The sequence below is a fragment of the Marinobacterium arenosum genome, from assembly GCF_019795155.1.
Taxonomy (GTDB): domain Bacteria; phylum Pseudomonadota; class Gammaproteobacteria; order Pseudomonadales; family Balneatricaceae; genus Marinobacterium_C; species Marinobacterium_C arenosum.
In genome coordinates this window covers 100,261-123,538 of sequence record NZ_JAILYN010000008.1, presented here as the reverse complement: position 1 = coordinate 123,538, position 23,278 = coordinate 100,261, and the positions used below count along the sequence as shown (strand labels likewise).

Sequence of the window (23,278 nt, the reverse complement as noted above, 5' to 3'; positions counted from 1 at the left end):
AGGCCGGCTGTTCATCGACTCAAACTATCAAAACGAATGGCCGTACGGTTGCCGCCGTTTTCATGCAGGACCACTTCTCGCAGAAGCGAATCCCCCTTAAGCTCTACCCGGGTGACAACTTGCCTCACGGCACTGTCCGTAGGCACCAGTTCCGCTGTCCACTGCGAGCCTTCCAGGGTTCCGGAAAGGTCAAAGTAACCGGACAGTTTCGCCCAATCTGCCGTTAATACAGCAAAGAATATTTCACTGAGTACCTTCACTACCGGATTTGAAGCCGTTTCCAGCTGTAACAGCTCCTGACCACCCTGTCGATTGATGATCGACTCCGGGGTCATCAACAGTTCGTTCTTAATCGGCTCCAGGGTTTCCCAGCGAATAGACCTACCCCGCTGGTAACTAAATACCCCGGTGGAAACCAAGGAGGCATCCAAGGCGCTGAGATACTTCTCCTGCGTGAAGTGACCATCGAGGTGAGCCGGAGAAACGGTAACCTTTTCCAGCTGATCGTAGGTGAAACCAGCACAGGCACTGAGCGGCAGCAACAACATCAGAATCAGGCTAAATAGACGACGGATCAAGGTGTAATCCCTAACTTTTGATAGATAATATCCGGCGAGGCATACAGCATCTCACCACTGGCGATATCAACGGCAACCTGAATGGTATGCGCTTTGGTCAGGCGCTCTCCGGTTTTCTCATCCTCAATCAGATAATTGACCTTGAGGCGGTTCTCCCACTCCACCAGCTTGGCTTTTACCCGCACCCTCTGCTGGAAACGTAAAGGCTTGGCATAGCGGATGCGCATATCTATGACCGGCCAAGCATAACCAGACGCTTCCATCCGGAGATAGTTGTAATCGATCTTGTCCAGCAACGCACAGCGTGCTACCTCCATGTACTTCACGTAGTGGCCATGCCATGCCACTTGCATAACATCCACATCGTGAAAAGGGATTTCTATCACTACTTCCGCTTCTGTCACCACAGAACTCCTTTCAAGCCCCGCTTACGACAGACGGTAGAGATGCCGGGGATACTTGAATATTTATTTTCGCCCTATGAGACTGAGCGCTTGTTTACGTTTGTCGAAACCTCACTCTCCTTTCCGTCCGAGGTTCCAGACCAGAAAGGAAAGAAGTTAAACCACTGCAATGGAGCCTTTTTACAGTAGTATTCAAGGCGACCGGCATAGCGCTGAACCGCCTCGTCAATCTCCTGCTGGCGCTGCTTGCGTGAAAATTTAAGCCGCTCCGAAAAAAGCTCTAGGTAGATATGGTATTGCACCTGCTGCTTTAAACAGAACATCAGATATACCGGGCACTTCAACAGCCCGGCCAGGATAAACGCGCCTTGGGGCATCGGTGCTTGCCGCCCCATAAAGTCGATCATTGAAACCCTTTGCTGCCCCGTGACAGGGGTACGGTCACCCGCGATGACAACAAATTCACCCGCCTCCACACGCTCCGACAGGATCATCGCCGTTGCCGGTGACATATCGGTCACCTGCATCATCTCGATACGGGCACTGCTATTCACTTTTTTCATCAGCGAATTAAATTTCTCGGCGTGCTGAGTGTAGACCAGCACCGTAAGGCGGATGCCCGGGAGCTGATGCGCGAGTGCGCTGCAGACTTCGGTATTTCCCAAGTGAGAGACCACGATAACACCGCCTTCCCTGTTGTTATCGATCTTCTCAAAGACAGCGGGTGTCTCAAATACCACGTCCTCTCTGCGGATATGCCCCATCCAGACCAGAAACTTGTCCAGTAGTACCTCACCGAACATCATGAAGTGCTTAAAGGGGGTGTGGCCCATCCGTCGTTTCGGCTCCAACAGTACTTGCACTCTCTGCAGATATTCTGCCGATGCCTGACGCGCCTCCTTCTGGGTCAGATAGTAGTAGGTCATCACCGGGATCAGTATCACCCGAAACCCCGTACGCCCCAGGAGCCGATATACCAGCAACAATATCTTCATGCCGAGAACCGTCCCTGCCTCACCCGTTCTGGACCAGTGGGAATCCGATTTAGCCATGCAGCCTCCGCCAGAGAATACTGGGCACTCGCCGCAACATGCCGAAAAACAGACGGGTATGCATAAGTGAAATCAGCACGTTGTCACGCAGGGCGTCGAAGTGGGAAACCCCATCAATAGGGTAACGCACCTCAGTCGGCAGATTCTTAACCCGGCCGCCGCGCCACAGCCAGCGCACAATTACCTCTGTATCGAAATCCATACGATCACCACACTGCTCCTGCTTCAGCAATTTCACCACCTGTGCCAGCGGGTAAACCCGATATCCGCACATCGTGTCCCGGACTTCAAAGGAGAGAGTATTTATCCATACCCAGACATGGGTCAGGTAACGTCCGTAATATCGGATTTTAGGGACCGACGTATCGTACTTCGGATACCCTGTGACCAGGGCCTCGGGATTTTCTCGGCCGGCAGCAAGAAACATCGGCAGGTCCGAAAGGTCGTGCTGGCCATCAGCGTCAACCTGAATGGCGTGGCTGTATCCCCTGGCGAGCAGCGCCTCGAAGCCAGCCTTTACCGCCGCCCCCTTTCCCCCATTCCGGGGCAATCGCAACAGCTCGACGCGATCTGCGTATTTTTCGCTTAACGCAACCAATACGTCCCGGCAAGCCGGTGAACTGCCATCATCCACCAGCAGTACCGGACAGCTGTACTGAAGTACGTCCTCAAGAGTTGGCCCAATCGCCTCTTCATGATTGTACACAGGGATCAAAACGACAGGAGCAAAGGCCACAGTCTCATCCGAAACAGATTCGACCACTGGAATGTACTCCCTTTTCCGATTCGTATTTAAATATTAGTTTTTGCCTGCTCTCGTCATATTGCAGGGTAATTTCCATTGTTGTATTCGGCGGCACCACCTGTTGAAATTTAATAACTTCCAAGCGGACAAATGTACCTTTGACAGGCAACAGATGGCGCCCAAAATATTCAGCCCAATGGACCTGGACAATCCCAGGCAGAATCGGATTTCCCTCAAAGTGGCCATCAAAATAGATGAGGTTCCCAGGCACGACACAGCGCACTTTCACCTGGTCATCGACAACCCGTTCATCAATAACTTCAGGCCAACTAACCGCTTCTTTTTCAAACATTTTTTGCAAGTCTCCCAGAGGCAGTTTACCCTGCTGGTTGTAGGGAAATTGCTCAACAAAACGCCATCGGCGCGGCAGGACCACAGCTTCGAAGTGAGCGGCCAGGTTCTCTTTGAGACGCTTGACCAAAATCTTACGCCCTGAACGTTTCAACTCAAGCCAACCCTCGGCCGTTAACTGAATCACAACTCCTGTTTCAACCCGTTGTCGTTGTAGCGTCAGTGCCCTGACATTTTCCACCAGGTCATTCTCGCTGATCCGCTGCTCTAACGCAGCAAGCGATACCCGTTTGCCCTCGACCTTCGCGATACGGTCAACACGGCCCAGCAACTTGAAGCGCCCGTTTTCATCAAAGGCTACACGATCCGGTAAACTGAACCGCTCAAGCTCGCCCATATAGGGCGAACGGACACACAACGTACCGTCCTCGTTCGGTTTCAAGAAGACACTCGGCAGCGCCTGCCACAAAGCATCCTGATCACTTTCCTGCTGAGAGCGCCAAGCTATAGCTCCAGTCTCAGAGCTGCCATAGATCTCGCGCACAGGTGCGGCAAAGAGGCTGCACGCTTTCTGGCTATCCGCCCTTTTAAGGGGAGCTGCCGACGATATCAGGTAACTGCAGCGCCCAGACAGCGGTTCCCAGCTCAATGCCTCATTCAGCCGCCCGAGATGAGATGGACTGGAAACCAGAGAAAACGAGAGATAAAGCTTTGCCTGTTGCAGAATATCTTCCGCATATTCACAAAGGGCACGTTCAAAAAGCTGTCCAGAGCTGAAGGGCCAGAACAACCGGAAAGTCATACCATAGAGGTGCTGATGAGTTACCGTAGCCAGCACCACGGTCCCCGCCTGGCTTGGCCATAGTGCCTCCAAAGCCCGAACCTCATGCTCCAGTTGCGCGATCGATTTCTGAATAGGCTTCGGTTCACCCGTGGAGCCCGAAGTGTATATCTCAAGGGCTGCATAGTTGGTATCCGGAGTTACCCATTGCCCCGAAGACGATACCTGTACGCTCTTTTCATTGGCCTGCAGAGCAGTAGTCGGAAACTCCCCGATAAAGCCATCTACGTGTTTTTTCAAGCGATCGGTTGTACCCCGACAGTTATCACCGGGGACACAGGCTGTCCGCTTCAATTGCCATAATGCCAGCAGAATTGCGAGAAACTCGAACGCATCAGAGTGATACACAGCCCAACGCGTTCCCTGCCGGTCCCGCATAATCTCAAGCCAGCAGAGTACGCGCTGCCGAAGATCAGCAATAGTGACTGTTTTTCCCCGATCAACCGCAATCAACTTACCAGGCGAAGCCCCCAATCCACCTGACAGTGGCGTAAGTTCAGCCATCTAAACCTCGTTTAACTCGCTGACGCACCAACCACTCTCCACTGGCCAATGCAGCAATAAGCAAGTAGGCAATAAAGCCGTTGTACAGCATCCACACCTCATCATCCGCCCACACTGCGGTAATCGCGGCGATAGTTCCATTTAACAGAAAAAAAGAACTCCAGAGCCAGGTCACTTTGCGGGTATACGCCACGGCGGCTTGCGGCAAGTCGGGCTCCTTTAATCGGGCCAAACGCTCAACAATAGGGGGCGGCGAGAACAAGCTGCTGACGAATAACACCAAGAACCCTAGATTCATGATCACCGGGTAGAATTTCAACCCTAGCTTTAGCCCCCAAAGAAGAATAATTGCGACGAGCCCTAGCAGTGCCAAAACCACAACTTTCCGCTCTGCAGCCTGACCGCCAATCACCCATCTCAGCCCCAAAAGGATAAACAGGATCGGCAACAACCGACCCGGCTCGTAGTGGCTAAGCCCCCAGTAAATGACAAAGGGATAGCAGACTGAAAGGACAACAACGGCTATTTTCAGAGCGAGCTTCATTAGCCTTTACTAAGCAGGTTCTCGACTTCTACAACCACATCCTGAACGGTGCGCACGGCTTTGAAGTCCTCCGGCTTAATTTTTTTGCCGGTCATCTTTTTCAGCTCAACGACCAGGTCAACGGCATCGATGCTATCTATATCCAGGTCCTGATAGAGGTTTGCTTCCGGAGTTATCTGACCAGGGTCGATTTCAAACAACTCCTCCAGGATCGAGGAGACCTTTGCATAAATTTCTTCTTGATTGCTCATATTATTCTTACTCTGCACGGTGGGATTCAACCAAAGCTGCCAAGGCATTAATACTTGCAAAATGCTGCCGAGTTTCTTCAGAGTCAGACTTAAGCTTGATACCGTAATTCTTATTTAGCGCAAGTCCAATTTCTAATGCATCAATGGAGTCCAGACCCAAGCCTTCGACAAACAAAGGCTCGCTGTCGACGATCTCATCGACTTCAATATCCTCTAGGTCCAGGATTTCAATGATCATCTGTTTCAGCTCTGTTTTCAGGTTACTCATTCAGACCGAGTTCCTTATGAAAAAAATCACTTAAATCGCGGGTCAACTGTCGAGCACTTTTCGATGGATTGGCATCTTTTAAATACCGTTCAACATCTATTCTATCTTTGATATCTATCAAAAAATGAACACGCTTTGACGGCACTTGGTACCAGCGATTAGATTTGGTTAATGTGGTTGGACTACACTCGATCAGTACCGGTGTAATATCCGCATCTGCGCGAACCGCTACGTTCGCAGCACCTCGCTTTAGCTGAGGCAGCTGTCCCGGTGAGGTTCTAGTCCCCTCAGGGAAGACAATCAGGGCATGCCCTTTAGCAAAGACTTGGCGGGCCGCGGTTATGACATCGGCCGCTTCATCATTAATGATGTAGCCGGCTGCTTTAATCGGCCCCCGAGTAAAAGGATTACGGGCCAACCGGCCTTTCACCACGCAATTTGCGTTTGGAACGATGGAGATCAGAAAAATAACATCGATCAGCGACGGGTGATTAGCCAGAATAAGCTTTGCCCCTTTCAGTTTCTCAATGTTATTAACCTCATACGTTAAAACCCCCAGAAACCTCATCATTCCGATGTAAAACCTAAAAGAATGATGAATCACTCTCTGCGCCCGCCGCTCCCGGCATAGCTGGTCGCCCGGCAACAGATACAGAGCCGGCATCACCAGCAGCGGCAACAGGATTCCCCCCAGACCAAAAACAAAAAAGCTGAACGCTGTACCAATCCAGCGCCAGCCGTGATTAATCTTAGCAAGCAACATCAGGATCAGGCCCTTGCAATACGCCAGATTACGCCGTTCAACTCAGTGTCAGCCACAGTGGAGTCTCCTACCAACAGCCGAAGAAACCGCAGAGACTCGGTATTCAAGTCGTTCGGCAACTCAGCAATCGGCTTAGCCAGAGCATCACAGGGCCCGAGATTGAAAGGCTCCCCCTCTGAACGGCTGATAATCATCGCGATTGCATAGGGAAACGGCTCGCTTTCACTATAACGACTGTATAGATCGGGAAGAGGGACATCGTAAACCACACAAAGAACGCGCTCTGCATCCTGCAACTGCCCAACAGCCTCCAGCAAAGTCTGTACAACCAGCCCCTCATTTGCGGCGATAGATGTGACCTCATGGAGGTCCTGACGGGCAATCGAGAATAATCCGCTCACCGCATTATGAACCGCCAGACTGAAGCCCGTAGGCGACATCGGCTCATCCCTCCCCATGCTCTCTAACAGGGAGAGCGTCAGTGCGGTATCGCCATGCCTGGAGGCAAAGATACTGGGGATCTTTTCCCCCTCATTAAGAAGAGGCAGTACAGCCCCCATCGCACACTTTCCCAGCGTGCTAAAGCGGCGGCGTAACATAAGAGGAAACTGCCTTAGGGAGACCTTTCCAAGTGGGCGATCTATAGGCTGAGGATTCTGTAACCAGCTCAGCCAGGCTTCTCGGCTCTCCAGACCCGGCGCAAGTGCTGCCCAGGATTCCAACTTAAAGCTAACCACTTGCCTTACATTCCTTGTTTTTATAGATAATTGGCCATGAAACACGGCCAACACACCACCCAGCCCCTAAGTTGAAGCGCTACGGAGTTTAACAACTACGCCATTGGATGCAAGGGGCCATGTGCGTTGAATGAACCTCTAACACCCCATATAATTTCCGGGCTATTAATGGAAGTTTCAAATATACATGGAGAGAAACTTAGTGAAGCTCTTATCAGCATTCCTTGCTACCGCCCTTCTCCTGGCCGCACCTGAAGCCTATAGCCGTGATACAAAACACCTGATGTCTATTCAGGAAGCATTGGCGTCGGCTGACTTTAAGGAGCGGCTGGACCCGAGCATTCGACTGTACTTTGGCAACCAAAAGCATCCCCGCGTGGCAAAAGCGCTCGGCACCTTTTCGTCCAACAAGAAAACCAACGCATTTGCAAAAAGCGATGAGGAAGCCTGCCGCTGGGTAATGCTATCTGCATTGCTGGCATTGCAGGAACGGGCAAAAAAAGAGGGTGGCAACGCAGTCATCGACATTGCAAGCTACTACAAAAAGAACACTTACAGCAGTCGGACAGAGTTTGAGTGTCATGCTGGCGCCATCATGGCCGGTGTTGCACTGACTGGCAAAGTAGTCAAACTTGCCAATTAACAACGGCGAAAACGGGCACTCTCTACGAATCTGGCTCGGCGAGTCAGGTTCGCTGACTGATTGTGATGCGAAACAGACACTGCAGCAACTGTCCCCCTCCGAGCACCAACGCTTCAGCCAGATCAAAAGTTCCAAAAAGCGCACTGAGTATCTTTTAAGCCGCACCCTCATGCGACAGGCACTTACCGACACCTTTGGTCATCCCAAAGAACACTGGTCGATGACGGAGGGTACAAACAGCCGGCCTAGAATCGACCAGCTCCCACCCTCCTGGTACTGCAGCTTAAGCCACAGCAAGGGACTAGTTGCCTTTTCTATGGCGCAATTCCCCAATGGCATCGATGTAGAGCTAAACACCATGGAGCGGAACTTCAGCGAACTTGCCGAACAGGTATTTTGCCCAAGGGATATAACGCTACTGGAATCCGATCCGGCAAACCGCAAAACTATGTTTTACAGAATCTGGTGTGCCAAGGAGGCCTGGTACAAAGCCCTTCCCACTGAAGTGCAACAGAACACCCGTCTCAAGGCTCTCAGCTATATCATTCTAGCCAACGCTCGAACGCCCTGGGTGTTGTATGAAGGGGTTCATCAGTGCCACCAGATTTCCCTGGTAGCATGCGAGCGACCTCGAAAGATCTTAATCAATCGCTCCCCCACCGGATCAGGCCACTCTACAGCCTTTTACCTCTCACCTGCGGCGGGAGCTTCCGAGACGAGACTCCCCTAAGGTGGCTTGCGGGCATACGCCCCCTCTACTCATCAGCTCTACCAACTCTGGGCTGTGCAGGAAAGCCAACAGCGCTTTACGTCGATCAGCGAACGCCTCCCCAAAAGGTCTCGAATGCCGGCAGTTCTCTGCCCGCCAAAAGTACTTCGGCCCCTGAACCTTTTCAAACAGCCTTCGCCCAAACTCCATAGGCACCACCCGGTCTTCAATACAGTGAACAAAGAGCGCCTTGGAGCCACTAATACGCTCCGCCTTGTAAATCGGGGCGTAATCATCCGATACAAACAGAGGGATCGACCACGTCATCAGTCGCCCCAAAAGAAAACCTGACATTGCATGTTCGGCCTGACGCCTATAACTGTGAAACGCGGACTCGATAATTATCAGGTCGAACTCACCCTGGCGCGAAAAAACGGCATAGCCATCCGCCAGAATTGCGCCGCCCAAGGAGGTTCCCCAGACGATTTTCCGATAACTGGAGTGCGGGGCTTGATAAGCCGCAACATACTCAAGCATTGCCAGGGCGTCATGACGGGTATTCTCCGGTGTCGGACGCCCGCTAGAGAGGCCATAACCGGAATAATCGAACAGAACCAGGTCATAGCCAGAGTCAAGCAACCAGCCAAGCTTGCCCCTAGAGACAGAAAGGTTCCCTCGATTGCCATGAAAGTGCAGCACCAACCCCTTGGACTCAGAGATCGGCGATTGATATATCCGAATGTGTAACTGACTACCCGCCCCTGATGGCAGCCGTAACTCTTTATAATTATAAGTATGCTGCGTTTCCTCTATGCCTCTGGCCCGCTCCTTGTAAGGATAATAAAAAGCAGAGTTATACGTACAACCCACCAACATTATGCTCAAGACAAGAAATATAAGTCGCATGAAAGCTTCCTCCCGTATGCTTCAGCACGGAGGAGCCAACTGATTCACATCCGCTTGTGCATCCGGGATACCTCATACGACATCAACTGAGACTGCTGGGCTAATCATTTCCTATCTGGATTCTAGCCCACTACTCCGGGCCTCCACACCAATCAACTGAAATGAAGAGACAATCGTACTGAGCTCTCGCCCGAAGCCTGCCGTTGGGCCTGAAGCGCTTGTGACTGATATAGCGCAGATAGCAGGTTCTAGACGAGGCACGGCAGGCTTGGTAAGCGAACCAGCATCATGCGCCTCTTAACTGGCAAAGATAAGTGCCACACCCATGCGGGGAAAAGTAGCGATATACCGGCAAAAGGTTGATTTTTAGTAATCAAATTGATGATGGTGGGAGAGGAATTACATCGAGCCGCAGGCTCCGAAGCCGCCCGCCCCCACTCGCCCTACCCGGTTCGGTTCGAACCCTTTCGAAGGCTCTCCCCCCCCTTGGAAGCTTTGTGCCGTCTGAAACGACGAAGCCCCGCTCAAACTGAGCAGGGCTTCTGAATTCGTGGCGGTGAGGGAGGGATTCGAACCCTCGATACGTTTCCGTATACACACTTTCCAGGCGTGCTCCTTCGGCCACTCGGACACCTCACCATATTGTCACTTGCGTAGTTCTTTCGAACCTCATAACTGCACGCCTGGCGTGCTCGTTACCGTCGTCGCAAGCTCCGACGTTCTCTACGGCTTCGCCTCCGAGTCAACCACTCGGACACCTCACCGCATTGTCACTTACGTGGTTATTTTCAAACCTTCATAACAGTTTCCTGTTACCGCCATCGCAAGCATTGGCGCTTTTCAACTGCCGCGTCAGCAGCAGAGGTCGCGTACTTTACTGGAATCCCCTACGGATTGCAACGGAGAAATCCAAAAAACTAACCGATTGAAAACAAAGCGGTTATTTTCCGCCGCAGCGGCAACGCCCTGCCGCCGCCGGATGCCGGTTATGAACGGAACCGCCATATAAATCATCAACTTATGGCAACCGGCCAGATGGCAAGGATCTTGCTAATCCAATGGCTACGGAATTGGCCGAAGCGCCACAGGAGGATTGCCGGTGACATTACTTACAAAACTGTTCAGCAACAGCTCCGACCAGCAACCGAACATCGCTGCCTCGCGGGTTGAGGCGCGGATGTCCGACGAACAGAAAGCCGAGGAGCTGGCCCGGCTGAAAGCACTCAGCGAGCAGGGGCCGAGCGAGGAGACGCGGGAATATTTTCAACAGCAGCGCGACAAGCTGCGCGCCCGCGGCATACCGCTGCGGCTGGTCGACAAGACCGATTACGAGCAGCGCCGGGCCCGCATCGCCCAGCGCCATCATGCATTGGCCAGTTGATTCGCCTCTCCCCTCTTTCATGACCGGGCCTTGCCAGCAAGATCCGATCATGAAAGAGGGATATAACGGCAACAATCAGCAACAAGCGAACAACCCGATATCGGTCGCCTTCACTGCCCAAGGGAGAGACCGAGTGGGCGGTTACGGCGGACCGATCCTGTAGGGTTGGCTCTTGTGCCCGTTGGGTATCAGCCGACCAAACGCCGACAGGCGTTTCAACCACCACACCCGGCGAACAAGCCCGACCGGACTCGCGCCTACAGCCATGATGTCAGCATCGAAGAGGCCCCTACTCCCGCCATTCAAACCGTTCGAACAGTCCACTCAGCTCGGTCTGCAAGCCGGCTTTCAGCGCCGTCGGCAGGGCCGGGTTCTGCTTCAGGGCCGGGTCCAGGCAGCTATGCCCGTGGCTGATCTGCACCGCGTACTGACGCACGCCCCACTCTGCCAGCTGCCGCGCCAGCCGCAGCAGGTCGTCTGGCTGCAACAGCTGCCAATGCACGGTGGTGCGGCATTCGAAGGGAGTCGTCGAGTTGAGCAGTAGCTCCAGGCAGCGGTGGTTCTCGCGCGCCTGATGGCGCCGACCGGTGACCCGCTGATAGAGGTCGTCCGGCGCTTTGACATCCAGCCCGACCCAATCGAGCAGACCGAGCAGCTCGGCCAGCCGTGAGCAGCTGACGCCGGCTGTGTGCAGGCCGACTTTAAAACCCAACCGGACCACCGCTCGCATCGCCGCGTGCAGGCCCGGCTGCAGGGTCGGTTCGCCGCCGCTGAACACCACCGCTTCCAGCAGGCCGATACGGCGCTGCAGGAACTGTTCGACCGCCGGCCAGTCCAGCTGTTCCTCATCGGTTTCGAACGGGATCAGGTTTGGATTCTGGCAGTAGCCGCAGCGTAGCGGGCAGCCCTGGCTGTAGAGTACGCAAGTCAGGTGATCGGGAAAGTCGATGGTGGTCAGCGGGGTGATCCCGCTGACCCGCAGCGCCGGGCCGTCGCTGGCGATCGGCTGACGCTGCGACAACGCCATGGCAGCATCCATGCGCGGTTGCGCCTCAGCGCGGCTCGACGAAATGGCGTCGTTCACGGTGTTCCGCCTGCTTGCCGGCGTTGAACTGCGACACCGGCCGATGGTAGCCCATCACCCGGGTCCATACCTCGCAGCGCTGGCGCTCTTCCGGTTTCAGCAGCTGAGCGGCGTTCATATCGTTCATGGTCGATCTCCTTAAATATAGGGTCCTGTTGTTCAGGCGGTTTGTTGCAAAGTTGCTTGTTCTGTCTTGCTCTGCCGCTGCAATTTCTTCTGCAGCAGCTCTTCGTCGCAGCGCGGGCAGAACTCATGCTCGCCGGCCAGGTAGCCGTGCTGCGGGCAGATCGAGAAGGTCGGCGTCACCGTCAGGTACGGCAGCGCGAAACGGCTCAGCGCGGTGCGCACCAGCTGCTTGCAGGCGCGGGTGCTGGAGATCCGCTCGCGCATATAAAGGTGCAATACGGTGCCACCGGTGTAGCGGGTCTGCAGCGGGTCCTGCATCTCCAGCGCCTCGAACGGGTCGTCGGTAAAGCCGACCGGCAGCTGGCTGGAGTTGGTGTAGTACGGCTGCTCGCGGCTGCCGGCCTGCAGGATCTCAGGGTAGCGCTTGCGGTCTTCGCGGGCGAAGCGATAGGTAGTACCCTCGGCCGGGGTCGCCTCCAGGTTGTACAGGTGGCCGGTCTGCTCCTGGAACTCGGTCAACCGGCGGTTGATATGGTCCAGCAGCCGCAACGCCTCGCGCTGCCCTTCCGGGTCGCTGATATTCAGTCGGTCGTCGCTGAAGTTGCGCAGCATCTCGTTGATGCCGTTCACCCCGATGGTCGAGAAGTGGTTGCGCAGGGTGCCCAGATAACGCTGGGTGTAGGGGAACAGCCCCTGGTCCATCAGCTGCTGGATGCGGCCACGCTTCAGTTCCAGCGAGTCGCGCGCCAGCAGCAACAAGTGATCGAGCTGACTGTAGAGCTCATCCCAATCCCCCTTATACAGGTAGCCCAGCCGGGCGCAGTTGACGGTCACCACGCCGATCGAGCCGGTCTGCTCGGCCGAGCCGAACAGGCCGTTACCACGCTTGAGCAGCTCGCGCAGGTCCAGCTGCAGCCGGCAGCACATCGAGCGCACCATGTTCGGCTCCAGGTCAGAGCGGATGAAGTTCTGGAAGTACGGCAGGCCGTACTTGGCGGTCAGCGCAAACAGCCGCTCGGCGTTGTCACTGTCCCAGTCGAAATCGCGGGTGATGTTGTAGGTCGGGATCGGGAAGGTGAACACCCTGCCCTTGGCGTCGCCGGCGTCCATCACCTCCAGGTAGGCGCGGTTGATCATATCCATCTCGGCCTGCAGTTCACCGTAGCTGAACGGCATCTCCTCGCCGCCGATCACAGGAATCTGCTCCTTCAGATCGTCCGGGCAGTGCCAGTCGAAGGTCAGGTTGGTGAACGGCGTCTGGGTACCCCAGCGCGACGGCACGTTGAGGTTGTAGATCAGCTCCTGCATGCACTGCAGTACCTGCTCGTAGCTGAGCCGGTCCTTGCGCACGAACGGCGCCAGGTAGGTGTCGAACGAGCTGAACGCCTGGGCGCCGGCCCACTCGTTCTGCAGGGTACCGAGGAAGTTAACGATCTGGCCGATGGCGCTGGACAGATGACGCGGCGGGCCGCTCTCCAGCCGGCCCGGCACACCGTTCAGCCCTTCGAACAGCAGGGTGCGCAGCGACCAACCGGCGCAGTAGCCGGACAGCATATCCAGATCATGGATATGCAGGTCGCCACAGCGGTGCGCCTCGCCGATCTGCGGCGTATAGACCTCGTTGAGCCAGTAGTTGGCGATTACTTTGCCGGATACATTGAGGATCAAGCCGCCCAGCGAATAGCCCTGATTGGCATTGGCGTTGACCCGCCAGTCGCTCCGTTCCAGATACTCGTCCACCGTGCTGCGCACTGCGACCGTATGATGTGTGGCCATCTGTTATCCACCTGTCCTTAGCACTACATTTTGGGCTCTTGCTGAGCCCAGAACACAATATGTTGTGCATTATCGATATCCCGGCCACAACCTGACCTTGATCATGATCAAGGGCGAAAAAATTCTGCCGGCCTATCATAGGGGCACAGTTTGAAGGAGTCTCACGATGCGTTTTGCCAAGCTGCCTTTCCCCACCTTGCCACTCCCCGCTCTGCCAAAACCCAAGCTGCCCAGGCCCAGCGTTGCCGGCCTGGTACGCCACGCCGAGCCGTTGATCCCGTTCCGGCTGAAAAAGGCTGTGGCCGAGCAGGTGTTGAACCGGGTGTTCAGCCAGCCGCTGGCCGACGAGGAGTTCTACTTTCTGGAGCAGCGCTGCCTGGGGCTGGAGGTGAAGGACCTGGCGATCCGCATCGCCTTCAGCTGCGACGGTGAGAAACTGGTGGTCCAGTCCGGCGAACAGGCCGACGCCTGGATCAAGGGCGAGGCCAGGGATCTGTTGCAACTAGCCAACCGCCAGCAGGACCCGGACACCCTGTTCTTCCAGCGCCGGCTGCTGATCGAGGGCGACACCGAACTGAGCCTGGCGGTCAAGAACCTGCTCGACAGCATCGACTGGAGCGAGCTGCCGCCACTGTTTCAACAGGGCATGCGGGTGGTGCAAAGGGTGGCCGTATAGGGTGACTGCCAGCGCAACTTCTGTGCGCAGGAATCCTGGCTGCACTGCCCCGGCATCGAAAAGCGACCAACGACGGTCGCTTTTTTTTTCAGTTAGTAGTTAACAGCTCTGAGTTGACAGTCACTCTGCTTTGCCGCGGTCAGCTCGAAGTCATCTCCCCCGTCCAATTGGGGGTGGATACTCTGTGATAGCCATCGGTTAGACGCGACGTCAAGCGGTTATGTTGGCAGTCGGAGTATTGGGCGAACCAGTGGTCGCGTGGGCACATAAGGCATACCCACTCTGCCGAGCTGCGCGCCCGCTCCTTGTAGAGGCTATCACAAAGCTACTGCGCTCGGTGATACGGCGTTAAAAAGGGGCAGCGAACGCTGCCCCGATCGGCTTACCTATTCATGTTCATGCTCGGCGGCAACCTTGACCATGATGTGAGCATAGGGGGTGCCCTTCCACATCACATAGACCGGATCTTTCGGATCGGTCGACAGCCCTTCAAGCATCGCCGGGTCGGGCACCGCAATCATCAGGTGCGGCCCCTCCTTGACCCAGTCGTCACTGGAAGCGGGGTCGGTGGCATAAGGGTCGCTATTGCTGACCCCGATGGCCGTGCCTTCGCCAGCCAGCATATAGGAGACGCTGAATCGGCCCGGTTTGAACTCTTGCTTGTTCATCAAAGCGCTGATCAACGCATCCCAGACCGCATCGTTGCACATCGGACCGGCGGTTTCCTGCTGCGGGTAGCAGGTGTAACCGTTCGAGCCTTCGCGCAGAACGGCCCCACCGGGGCCATCCTTGATGGAGGCATGCGCCGTCACGGACGGCGGGCCGGCACTGAGTGCACTTTCAATCATCGCATCCTTGTCGTCTGCCAACAGCATAGAACTGCATCCAAGCAAGCAGATATAAACGCACGATTTAACGAGTCGGGTAACCATGATGGACTCCTGTTGGCGTTTGTACTGCGATTAACAAAGGCGCGCGTGTTTAGGTAAAACACGTAAGAAGTATAGTGTTCTTATGCCACTCCCTGCGGCCAGCGCCGCTGTCGTTCTGTTGAATCCGCCGACCGATCCCCGCAGCCATATGACCGGGGCCGGCTATTTCACCTCGATGGTGATCCGGTCCGACACCAGCGGCGGATGGTGCGGCCGGTGGTGCTGATCGCCGAGAATCAGCTGCAGGGTATGTCTGCCCGGTGCCAGCTCCAGCGTGGTTTCGGTCTGGCCGCCACCGAAGTGCATCACCTCTTTGCCCATCGGCTGTGACATATCGGGCAGCTGCTCGCCATCCACCAGCAGGTGGTGGTGGCCAGTGTTGGCCTTGTCGGTGCCAGCCGGCGCCACCCCCATACCTTGTAACCCGAAACGCACGGTCACCGGGCTGGAGACGGTCGCGCCGTCGCTCGGCGAGATGATATAGACCCACTTGTCGACTGGCGCGGCATCGCCGGCCAGCGCCGATGTCACCACGAAGCCACTTAACAACAGTCCACTGGCCAGTTGCATCAATCGGTTGCGATCTTTCATTGCTGCCCTCTCCCTTTGGATAACCAGTCATCAGCATAGCAGCCGCTTGGCGGCCGCGTTGCTGACCTATCCGTCGTACACTGTTCCTGATTTCGCACCGCTCTGTTGCCCTGCTCCGCTAGGCTATTAAGTGCGCTATGCTGCACGGCTGTTTCGATGGAGTGACTGGTTTTACTATGAAGCTGTTCCGCCACCTTGCCTGGTTCTTTCGCGAACACTGGCTGACCTACCTGATCGCGCTGCTGATGCTGGCCGGCGTGGCGCTGCTCAACCTGTCGGTGCCCTACCTGGTCGGCCTGGCGGTGGACGAGCTGATCGCCGCCCAGCAGCAGGACCGCCCGGCCAACCAACTGGGCAACTACCTGCTGGCATTGCTGGCGCTGGGCTTCGGCGTCTATGCATTACGTTTCAGTTGGCGGCGGATCCTGTTCGGCACCTCCTACCGGCTCGGCAACCTGTTGCGCACCCGCTTCTATCAGCGGCTGACCCGGCAGAGCCAGCCGTTCTACAGTCGCCACAACACCGGCGACCTGATGGCCCGTGCCACCAACGATATCGACGCCATCGAACTGGCCGCCGGTGAGGGGGTGCTGTCCGGCTTCGACGGCCTGCTGACCTTCCTGCTGGTGCTGATATTGATGTTCGCGGTGATCGACTGGCGGCTGGCGCTGGTCGCGCTGCTGCCGTTCCCGCTGATGGGGATCGGTTTCTACCGCATCTCCAACGCGGTGCACCACCACTTCCAGCAGGCGCTGGAGCGGTTCTCGCAACTGAACGACAAAACTCAGGAAGCGTTCGCCGGCATCCGGCTGGTCAAGGCGATGGGCCGCGAGCGGATCGAGAGCCAGGCGTTCAACGCGATCTCCGAGCAGGCCGCCGACAGCAACTACCGGGTGGCCCGCGCCGAGGCGATGTACGAGCCGGTGATCTTCCTGTGCATGGCGGCGGCGCTGCTGCTGACCCTCGGCTACGGCGCCTGGCTGATCTGGCTGCAGCAGCTGACGGTCGGCCAGCTGACCAGCTTCACCATGTACCTGGGCCAGTTGATCTGGCCGATGTTCGCGTTCGGCTGGCTGCTTAATATCGTCGAGCGTGGCAGCGCCGCCTTCAGCCGGGTCGACGCGTTGCTCAACACCCCGGACAGCATCGCCGATACCGGCCGGGCCCGTCCGGCCGGCGCCGAACTGGTGGTCGAGCGGCTGAGCTTCAGTTACGCACACCAAGGCCCGGCGGCACTGCACGAGATCAGCTTCCAGCTGCCGCCCGGCAAGGTATTGGCGCTGGTCGGCCCGACCGGTGCCGGCAAGACCACGCTGATCCAGCTGCTGATGCGCCACTGGCAGAGCGAGCCGGGCCAGATCCGGTTGGCCGGCCAGCCGCTGGAACACTACTCGCTGGCGGCGTTGCGGGCGATGTTCGCCTACGTGCCGCAGGACGCCTTCCTGTTCAGCGCCAGCATCGCCGACAACATCGCCCTGGCGCGGCCCGACGCCAGCCGCGAGCAGATCGAGGCGGTGGCGCAAATCGCCGCGATCCACGACGACATCCTGGCGTTCCCGCAGGGCTACGACACCCAGGTCGGCGAGCGCGGCGTCACCCTGTCCGGCGGCCAGCGCCAGCGGCTGGCGATCGCCCGTGCGCTGCTGACCGAGGCGCCGATCCTGGTGTTGGACGACGCCCTGTCGGCGGTCGACGTGCATACCGAGCAACAGATCCTGCACCACCTGAAACAGCGCCGCAGCGAGCAGTCCTGCATTCTGATCGGCCACCGGCTGTCGGCGGTGGAGCACGCCGACGAGATCCTGGTACTGGCCCACGGCGAGCTGCTGGAGCGAGGCGATCATGACCAGCTGCTGGCCCACGACGGCTGGTACGCCCGGATGTGGACCTATCAACAGATGGAGGCCTCGCTGGATGAGCTCTGATAACCGCCGCGACCCGCAGCAGGCCCGCGACAACACCTTCAAGCTGCTGATGGAGTATGTCTATCGCGACAAGCCGCTGCTGGTGCGGGTGTTGATCCTGCTGGTACTGGCCACCGCCGCCGACGTCACCGGGCCGATCCTGGCCAAGGTGTTCATCGACGACTACCTGCTGCAGAACGATTTCCGGCTTCAGCCGCTGGCGCTGCTGCTGGCCGGCTACCTGGTTACCCAGCTCGCCGCCGCCTGGCTGCGCTACCAGCAGACGCTGAAATTCACCGATATGGCGCTGACCGCGGTGCTGGATATCCGTCAGCGGGTGTTCAGCCATGTGTTGCGGCTGCCGATGCGCTATTTCGACCACGCGATGACCGGCCAACTGGTCAGCCGGGTGACCAACGACACCGAGGCGATCAAGGACCTGTACGTGCAGTTCCTGTCGTCGGTGCTGACCAACGTGATCCTGCTGGCCGGCATCATCGTCGCGATGGGGCTGCTGAACGTGCAGCTGATGCTGGTGGCGCTGCTGCTGATCCCGACCGTGGTCGGGGTGATCTACCTGTACCAGAAACTGAGCGGCCCGGCAGTCAGCGAGGCGCGCCAGCTGCGCTCGGAGATCAATGCCAATATCAGCGAGTCGATCGCCGGCATGCCGGTGATCCAGGCCGGCAACCAGCAGCAACGTTTCCTCGACCGCTTCGAGGGGGTCAACCAGTCCTACTACCGGGCCCGTATCCGCACCATCACCGTCAGCGCGGCGCTGTTGCGGCCGGCAATCGACTTCCTCAGCATCCTGGTGCTGATCGGCGTGGTCTGGCTGTTCGGCCTGCAGATGGTCAGCGGGGTGGCCGAGATCGGCGTGCTGTACGCGTTCCTGAACTTCCTCGGCCGCTTCACCGAGCCGGTGGCCGAGATCACCCAGCGCTTCAACCTCTACCAGCAGGCGATGGTGGCCGGCAGCCGGGTCTACCAGCTGCTCGAAGAGGGCGAACAGCACTACCGGGACAGCAGCGCGACCATTGAGCAGGGCCGGCTGTCGGTGCGCGAGCTCGACTTCCACTACGCCGCCGACAAGCCGGTGTTGAAGCAGCTGAATATCGAGGTGCCGGCCGGCCAGTTCTACGCGGTGGTCGGCCATACCGGCAGCGGCAAGAGCACCCTGCTGAGCCTGCTGCTGAACTTCTACCAGCCGGTCGGCGGCCAGATCGAGATCGACGGCACGCCGTTGCAACGGTTCGGCCACGAGGCGCTGCGCGGCGGCATCGGCCTGATTCCGCAGGAGCCGTTCATCCTGGCGGCCAGCATCTACGACAATATCGACATGGGCCGCGGCCTGCCGCCGGCGGCGGTCGAGCGGGCGGCCCGCCAGGCCCACCTGCACCGGGTGATCCAGGCGATGCCGGACGGCTACCAGACCGAACTGGGCGAACGCGGCACCCGGCTGTCCACCGGCCAGCGCCAGCAACTGATCATCGCCCGGGCACTGGCCGCCTCGCCACGTATCCTGCTGCTGGACGAGGCCACCGCCAACGTCGACAGCGAGACCGAACAGGTGGTGCAGCGGGCGCTGAACGAACTGCACGGCCGGGTGACGATGATCGTGGTGGCGCATCGACTGTCGACCATCAAGCACGCCGACCGGATTCTGGTGCTGTCACACGGCGAGATCGTCGAGCAGGGCCGCCACGCCGAGCTGATGGCCCAGCCGGACGGCCTGTACCGCTCGATGTACCTGCTGCAACGCCAGGCCCGCCAGGTGGCGCTGGCCGAGCAGGTGGAGATACAGGAAGTGCAGAGCAACGAAGGCTGAGGCAGTCGTCGGTAATTTCGATCATTGCAGGAGCGGATTCATCCGCGACCAATCATCGTGCCGGAATACTTGCGACCTGTCGCCCGCTGCACCCAAGGGGCATACCAAGCGGAATGCTATAGAATTTGCAGGGTTGGCTTTAGCCGACCAAACGCCGGCAGGCGTTGTGGCCCCCGGAAATCGCGGTGCCAATTTCGGTCGCGGCTAAAGCCCCTCCTACACGGTTATGAAGCCCTGCGGGCTCCTGGTCGGCTGATACCCAAAGGGCACAAGAGCCAACCCTACAGGGCGAAGGCATTATGCCAATCCGCTGCTACAATCGGTGGTCGGTATCAGCTAGACGATTCCAGCCAATCCATGCCCGGCTTGCCGTACCAGTAGCCGTTACACTGCTGGCTGTTGACCAGCGCAATGCTGTCCGGCGCCTCGCCGCGCAGCCGCTGGTCGAACCGTTTGACCACCTCGGCCATCCCCTCACGTTGCGGGCTGAGCCGCACCAGGTCGACGCCGATCTGCTGCATACGTGGCAGTTCGTGCTCCAGGTTGTAGTGCTCGCCGGACAGGGTCTGGATGCCGTTCAGGGTGAACAGCTCGGCTCCTTCCTGGGAGCGCACCGGGATGCCGTCCGGGTATTCGATACAGCAGAACTCGCAGTTGTCCTTCGGCACGTTGCGGTAGCGGGCGGTGAAGCAGCGCGCGGCATAGGCCAGCGGTAGGCAGCCGTAGGCGAACACCTCGGTCTCCAGCTCGGCCAGGCGCGCCTCGTCGGCCTGTTGCAGCAGCTGCTGCAGGGTCTCGGCGCCCAGTTCCACCGGCATCACCCAACGCCGCATACCGCTGTTGTAGAGCTGCTTTAGAACCCGCAGGTTGTAGATGTTGATTGACGGGCCGGTGACGAACGGCAGGCCCTGCTCGCTGAGCAGCTGCACCGCCGCCATGTCATTGGCCTCCACCAGCAGCTCGCCGTTATTGCAGATGCGGCGCAGCATCTTCAGCTCCGATTCCGCCTCCAGCAACGCCAGCGTCGACAGCACCACCCGCTTGCCACAGGCGCGCAGGTCCTTGGCCAGCTCCAGCCAGTGGTCCAGTTTCAATTCGCGCCGCTTGGAGCAGACCGTCTCGCCCAGGTAGACGGTATCCAGCGGCAGGTCAGCCATCTCGGCGTAGAAGTTGAACACATCCTGCTTCGGCCAGAAGTAGAGGATCGGTCCCAGGGTCAGATTCATCGCGGCGCTCCTACTGCCAGCTGCGGTGGTAGGCACCGATGGTGGTGGTGGTGCCTTCGGAAAGTTCGCTCAGGCTGCTGTTCCAGGCCGGCTGCGGCTGGAAGTTGTCCGGGTCGCGGGCTGCGGCGTCCAACGCCTCGCGCCAGATCCGGGTCACCTGGGCCACGTAGGCCGGGCTGCGCTGGCGCCCCTCGATCTTCACCGCCTGGATACCGATCCGCCGCAACTGCGGAATCAACTCCAGGGTGTTGAGACTGGTCGGCTCCTCAAGCGCGTGGTAGAGGTTGCCTTCCACGTCGAAGCGGCCCTTGCAGAGGGTTGGGTAGCCGGCTTTCTCATCGGCGCCGTAGCGATCGATCAGCACCTCGTTGAGGCGCGATTCCAGCCCCTGTTCGGTCTCCTGCCAGCGCACCGCCTTGGCCGGCGAGCAGGCGCCGCAGGTGTTGGGCGACTCGTCGGTCAGGTAGGAGGAGAGATAGCAGCGCCCCTCCACCATGATGCAGAGGCTGCCGAAGGCGAACACCTCCAGCTCCACCGGGCTGTGCTTGGCGACATGCTCCACCTGGGCCAGCGACAGCACCCGCGGCAGTACCGCCCGCTTGATGCCGAACTGGCGCTGATAGTAGTTCAGCGCCTCGTAGTTGGTCGCCGAGCCCTGTACCGACAGGTGCAGCGCCAGCGACGGATGGCGTTCGGCGGCATAGCCGAGCACCCCCATATCGGCGGCGATCAGCGCATCGACGCCGAGGTCGGCGGCCATATCCACCGCCCGTTGCCATTGCGCCCAGCCCTGCGGCTGGGGGTAGGTATTGATCGCGCAGAGCACCCGCACGCCGCGGTCGCGGGCGTAGCGGATTCCCTTGGCGGCTTTTGCCTCATCGAAATTCAGACCGATAAATTGACGGGCGTTGGTCGCCCCCCGAAAACCGAAATAGACCGCGCCGGCACCGTTATCCACCGCCGCCTTCAACGCCGGAAAACTCCCGGCAGGACAGACCAGTTCCATACAACACTCCGAACCTTCGCGGCGGCCTGCCGCCGCTGCGCTGAGAAAGGTCAGGTGCCCAAAGTAGTGGAACGCCTGGGCGACCACGTTGCCGGAACGGGTGTGCAACGCGTGCTCGCAGTAGCGGGAGGAAGGGGTCCAACGGGTGGCCTCCCAGGGCGGGCACCTGACGTCTGGCAGCCTAACAAACCGGCGCAGGCGGTAACTTGATGACCGTCAAGCGCCGGCCAACCCTATACTCAAAGCACAACCGTCACCGCGCCAGCCGAGGTTGCCATGCACCATTTCACCACCAGCATCGAGTTCCAGATGAGCCTGCTGCTGTTCGTCGCCCTGGCGGGTTACCTGCTGGCCACCCGGATCGGCCAGCCGGCGGTGGTTGGCGAGATCCTGCTCGGCCTGGCGGTGGGGCCAAGTCTGTTCGGCTGGATCACCTACACCGACTTCGTCGCCAGCATCGCCCATCTGGGCGCCATCGTGCTGCTGTTCGTCATCGGCCTGGAGTTCAGCCTGCGCGAACTGCTCGACAAGCGCTATGCACTGATCGCCCTGTTCGGCGTGCTGGTGCCCTGGGCCGGCGGCTACCTGCTGGCCAGCGGCTTCGGCGCCGAGCTCCAGCAGGCCCTGCTGATCAGCGTGGCGTTGACCGCCACCAGCATCGCCATCACCGCCGATACATTGCGCGAACTGGGCCAGTTGCAGACCCCCGCCGCCCGGGCGGTGATCGGCGCGGCAGTGATCGACGACATACTGGCGCTGCTGGCCCTGGCGATGGTGACCCAGGTCTCCGCCGGCGAACTGTCGGCATTCAACCTGATGGTGATGGTGCTCAAGGCGACCTTGTTCCTGGTCGCCGGGGTACTGTTCGGCCGCTATCTGGTGGTGCCGGCGATCGGCCGGATCGACCGCTCGGCGATGGCCAGCCGCTACCCCGAACTGGTGTTCATCTTCACGATGATGGTGGCCTTCCTGTATGCCATGGTCTCGGAGCAGATGGGGCTGTCGGCGATCGTCGGCGCCTTCATCGCCGGCATGACACTGGAAGGGGTGAAGACCGGTATCAGCAAACAGTTCAAGGAGGGCGCCGAATACCTGCGTATCCTGTTCGGCGCAGTGTTCTTCGTATCGCTCGGCATCCTGGCCGACCTGCGCACGTTCACCCTCGAAACGCTCTGGTTCGTACTGGCGCTGACCGCCGTGGCGATCGTCAGCAAGGTGGTCGGCTGCAGCCTGCCGGCACTGTTGACCGGCATGAGCCGCAACGATGCGCTGATCGTCGGTTTCGGCATGGCGCCGCGCGGCGAGGTGGCCATGGTGGTGGCGCTGCTGGCGCTGAATCAGGGGGTGATCGACCAGCCAACCTATGTCGCGCTGGTGATGATGAGCCTGCTGACCACCCTGGCGGTACCGCTGGTACTGCGCAACTGGCTCTGCCGGCCAGCATGAGTGAGT

General features: G+C 58.5%; 25 protein-coding genes and 1 tRNA gene. 7 read left to right on the top strand and 19 right to left on the bottom strand.

All coding sequences use genetic code 11. From position 1 onward, the window contains the following. Positions 1 to 11: 11 nt before the first annotated feature. The 10 genes from K6T12_RS05885 to K6T12_RS05840 all read right to left on the bottom strand — a co-directional run bounded on the left by K6T12_RS05885 (position 12) and on the right by K6T12_RS05840 (position 7,038). Positions 12 to 578, bottom strand: coding sequence for an outer membrane lipoprotein carrier protein LolA (locus K6T12_RS05885; protein ID WP_222220408.1), 567 nt, complete (start codon positions 576 to 578; stop codon positions 12 to 14). After that, positions 575 to 982, bottom strand: a complete 408-nt coding sequence (locus K6T12_RS05880) for an acyl-CoA thioesterase (RefSeq protein ID WP_222220406.1) — start codon at positions 980 to 982, stop codon at positions 575 to 577. Before K6T12_RS05880 ends, K6T12_RS05885 begins: the two co-directional genes overlap by 4 nt. A 74-nt stretch (positions 983 to 1,056) precedes the next feature. After that, positions 1,057 to 2,034: an LpxL/LpxP family acyltransferase gene (locus tag K6T12_RS05875; RefSeq protein WP_222220404.1), complete on the bottom strand. Its 978-nt coding sequence runs from the start codon at positions 2,032 to 2,034 to the stop codon at positions 1,057 to 1,059. Next, positions 2,027 to 2,797 carry a glycosyltransferase family 2 protein gene (locus tag K6T12_RS05870; RefSeq protein WP_315853569.1) on the bottom strand — a complete coding sequence of 257 codons (771 nt, stop codon included), beginning with the start codon at positions 2,795 to 2,797 and terminating at the stop codon, positions 2,027 to 2,029. Before K6T12_RS05870 ends, K6T12_RS05875 begins: the two co-directional genes overlap by 8 nt. Beyond that, the gene (locus K6T12_RS05865; protein WP_222220402.1) at positions 2,775 to 4,475 is read right to left on the bottom strand and encodes an AMP-binding protein; all 1,701 of its coding nucleotides are present in this window, start codon (positions 4,473 to 4,475) and stop codon (positions 2,775 to 2,777) included. The genes K6T12_RS05870 and K6T12_RS05865 overlap by 23 nt, the downstream gene beginning before the upstream one ends. After that, positions 4,468 to 5,019 carry a COG4648 family protein gene (locus tag K6T12_RS05860; RefSeq protein ID WP_222220400.1) on the bottom strand — a complete coding sequence of 184 codons (552 nt, stop codon included), beginning with the start codon at positions 5,017 to 5,019 and terminating at the stop codon, positions 4,468 to 4,470. Before K6T12_RS05860 ends, K6T12_RS05865 begins: the two co-directional genes overlap by 8 nt. Continuing rightward, positions 5,019 to 5,270, bottom strand: a complete 252-nt coding sequence (locus K6T12_RS05855) for an acyl carrier protein (protein WP_222220398.1) — start codon at positions 5,268 to 5,270, stop codon at positions 5,019 to 5,021. The genes K6T12_RS05860 and K6T12_RS05855 overlap by 1 nt, the downstream gene beginning before the upstream one ends. 7 nt (positions 5,271 to 5,277) lie before the next feature. Then, on the bottom strand, positions 5,278 to 5,538 hold the full coding sequence (locus K6T12_RS05850; RefSeq protein ID WP_222220396.1) for a phosphopantetheine-binding protein: 261 nt from the start codon (positions 5,536 to 5,538) through the stop codon (positions 5,278 to 5,280). Beyond that, complete coding sequence (locus K6T12_RS05845; protein WP_222220394.1) at positions 5,531 to 6,301, bottom strand: lysophospholipid acyltransferase family protein; 771 nt, start codon at positions 6,299 to 6,301, stop codon at positions 5,531 to 5,533. The genes K6T12_RS05850 and K6T12_RS05845 overlap by 8 nt, the downstream gene beginning before the upstream one ends. Positions 6,302 to 6,306: 5 nt before the next feature. Beyond that, entirely contained in the window at positions 6,307 to 7,038 is a 732-nt protein-coding gene (locus tag K6T12_RS05840; protein WP_315853570.1) for a beta-ketoacyl synthase chain length factor, read from the bottom strand. Positions 7,039 to 7,240: 202 nt separating this feature from the next. Here K6T12_RS05840 and K6T12_RS05835 point away from each other — a divergent pair, with 202 nt between their 5' ends. Next, positions 7,241 to 7,681, top strand: a complete 441-nt coding sequence (locus K6T12_RS05835; protein WP_315853568.1) for an excinuclease ATPase subunit — start codon at positions 7,241 to 7,243, stop codon at positions 7,679 to 7,681. Positions 7,682 to 7,850: 169 nt separating this feature from the next. Continuing rightward, the gene (locus tag K6T12_RS21830; RefSeq protein WP_390879078.1) at positions 7,851 to 8,411 is read left to right on the top strand and encodes a 4'-phosphopantetheinyl transferase family protein; all 561 of its coding nucleotides are present in this window, start codon (positions 7,851 to 7,853) and stop codon (positions 8,409 to 8,411) included. Here the strand turns inward: K6T12_RS21830 and K6T12_RS05825 are convergent. Beyond that, complete coding sequence (locus tag K6T12_RS05825) at positions 8,373 to 9,296, bottom strand: alpha/beta hydrolase (RefSeq protein ID WP_222220388.1); 924 nt, start codon at positions 9,294 to 9,296, stop codon at positions 8,373 to 8,375. The two genes, K6T12_RS21830 and K6T12_RS05825, sit on opposite strands and share 39 nt — an antisense overlap. Positions 9,297 to 9,847: 551 nt before the next feature. Continuing rightward, a tRNA-Ser gene (locus K6T12_RS05820) sits at positions 9,848 to 9,935 on the bottom strand. A 460-nt stretch (positions 9,936 to 10,395) separates the two neighbouring features. Here K6T12_RS05820 and K6T12_RS05815 point away from each other — a divergent pair. Next, positions 10,396 to 10,677, top strand: coding sequence for a hypothetical protein (locus K6T12_RS05815; protein ID WP_222220387.1), 282 nt, complete (start codon positions 10,396 to 10,398; stop codon positions 10,675 to 10,677). A gap of 289 nt (positions 10,678 to 10,966) precedes the next feature. On the opposite strand, the gene K6T12_RS05810 is transcribed toward K6T12_RS05815, so the two are convergent. Genes K6T12_RS05810 through K6T12_RS05800 form a run of 3 tightly spaced genes read right to left on the bottom strand, consistent with a single transcriptional unit; the run spans position 10,967 to position 13,663 of the window. Continuing rightward, a complete protein-coding gene (locus tag K6T12_RS05810) occupies positions 10,967 to 11,716 on the bottom strand; it encodes an anaerobic ribonucleoside-triphosphate reductase activating protein (RefSeq protein ID WP_255611579.1) in 750 nt (249 codons plus the stop codon). Between the two features lie 13 nt (positions 11,717 to 11,729). After that, positions 11,730 to 11,888 (bottom strand): anaerobic ribonucleoside-triphosphate reductase, encoded by a 159-nt coding sequence (gene nrdD / locus K6T12_RS05805; protein ID WP_255611578.1) that lies wholly within the window; start codon positions 11,886 to 11,888, stop codon positions 11,730 to 11,732. 32 nt (positions 11,889 to 11,920) lie between these two features. Continuing rightward, positions 11,921 to 13,663: a ribonucleoside triphosphate reductase gene (locus K6T12_RS05800; RefSeq protein WP_222220385.1), complete on the bottom strand. Its 1,743-nt coding sequence runs from the start codon at positions 13,661 to 13,663 to the stop codon at positions 11,921 to 11,923. A gap of 166 nt (positions 13,664 to 13,829) precedes the next feature. Between K6T12_RS05800 and ubiT the strand changes: the two genes are divergently transcribed. Further along, the gene (gene ubiT / locus K6T12_RS05795; RefSeq protein WP_222220383.1) at positions 13,830 to 14,339 is read left to right on the top strand and encodes a ubiquinone anaerobic biosynthesis accessory factor UbiT; all 510 of its coding nucleotides are present in this window, start codon (positions 13,830 to 13,832) and stop codon (positions 14,337 to 14,339) included. 386 nt (positions 14,340 to 14,725) lie between these two features. Here the strand turns inward: ubiT and K6T12_RS05790 are convergent, their stop codons facing one another. Together K6T12_RS05790 and K6T12_RS05785 are read right to left on the bottom strand one after the other, a co-directional pair. Further along, entirely contained in the window at positions 14,726 to 15,214 is a 489-nt protein-coding gene (locus K6T12_RS05790; RefSeq protein WP_222220381.1) for a hypothetical protein, read from the bottom strand. A 219-nt stretch (positions 15,215 to 15,433) separates the two neighbouring features. Continuing rightward, the gene (locus K6T12_RS05785; RefSeq protein WP_255611577.1) at positions 15,434 to 15,862 is read right to left on the bottom strand and encodes a DUF4399 domain-containing protein; all 429 of its coding nucleotides are present in this window, start codon (positions 15,860 to 15,862) and stop codon (positions 15,434 to 15,436) included. A 176-nt stretch (positions 15,863 to 16,038) separates the two neighbouring features. Here K6T12_RS05785 and K6T12_RS05780 point away from each other — a divergent pair, with 176 nt between their 5' ends. Next, positions 16,039 to 17,787: an ABC transporter transmembrane domain-containing protein gene (locus K6T12_RS05780; protein ID WP_222220379.1), complete on the top strand. Its 1,749-nt coding sequence runs from the start codon at positions 16,039 to 16,041 to the stop codon at positions 17,785 to 17,787. Next, positions 17,777 to 19,594 carry an ABC transporter ATP-binding protein gene (locus tag K6T12_RS05775; protein ID WP_222220376.1) on the top strand — a complete coding sequence of 606 codons (1,818 nt, stop codon included), beginning with the start codon at positions 17,777 to 17,779 and terminating at the stop codon, positions 19,592 to 19,594. The genes K6T12_RS05780 and K6T12_RS05775 overlap by 11 nt, the downstream gene beginning before the upstream one ends. 332 nt (positions 19,595 to 19,926) lie before the next feature. Here K6T12_RS05775 and K6T12_RS05770 read toward each other — a convergent pair whose 3' ends face one another. Further along, entirely contained in the window at positions 19,927 to 20,820 is an 894-nt protein-coding gene (locus K6T12_RS05770) for a U32 family peptidase (protein WP_222220374.1), read from the bottom strand. Positions 20,821 to 20,830: 10 nt separating this feature from the next. Next, the gene (gene ubiU / locus K6T12_RS05765) at positions 20,831 to 21,826 is read right to left on the bottom strand and encodes a ubiquinone anaerobic biosynthesis protein UbiU (RefSeq protein WP_222220443.1); all 996 of its coding nucleotides are present in this window, start codon (positions 21,824 to 21,826) and stop codon (positions 20,831 to 20,833) included. 276 nt (positions 21,827 to 22,102) lie between these two features. On the opposite strand from ubiU, the gene K6T12_RS05760 reads away from it, so the two are divergent. Then, positions 22,103 to 23,272, top strand: coding sequence for a cation:proton antiporter (locus K6T12_RS05760; protein WP_222220372.1), 1,170 nt, complete (start codon positions 22,103 to 22,105; stop codon positions 23,270 to 23,272). The last annotated feature ends 6 nt before the right edge of the window (positions 23,273 to 23,278 follow it).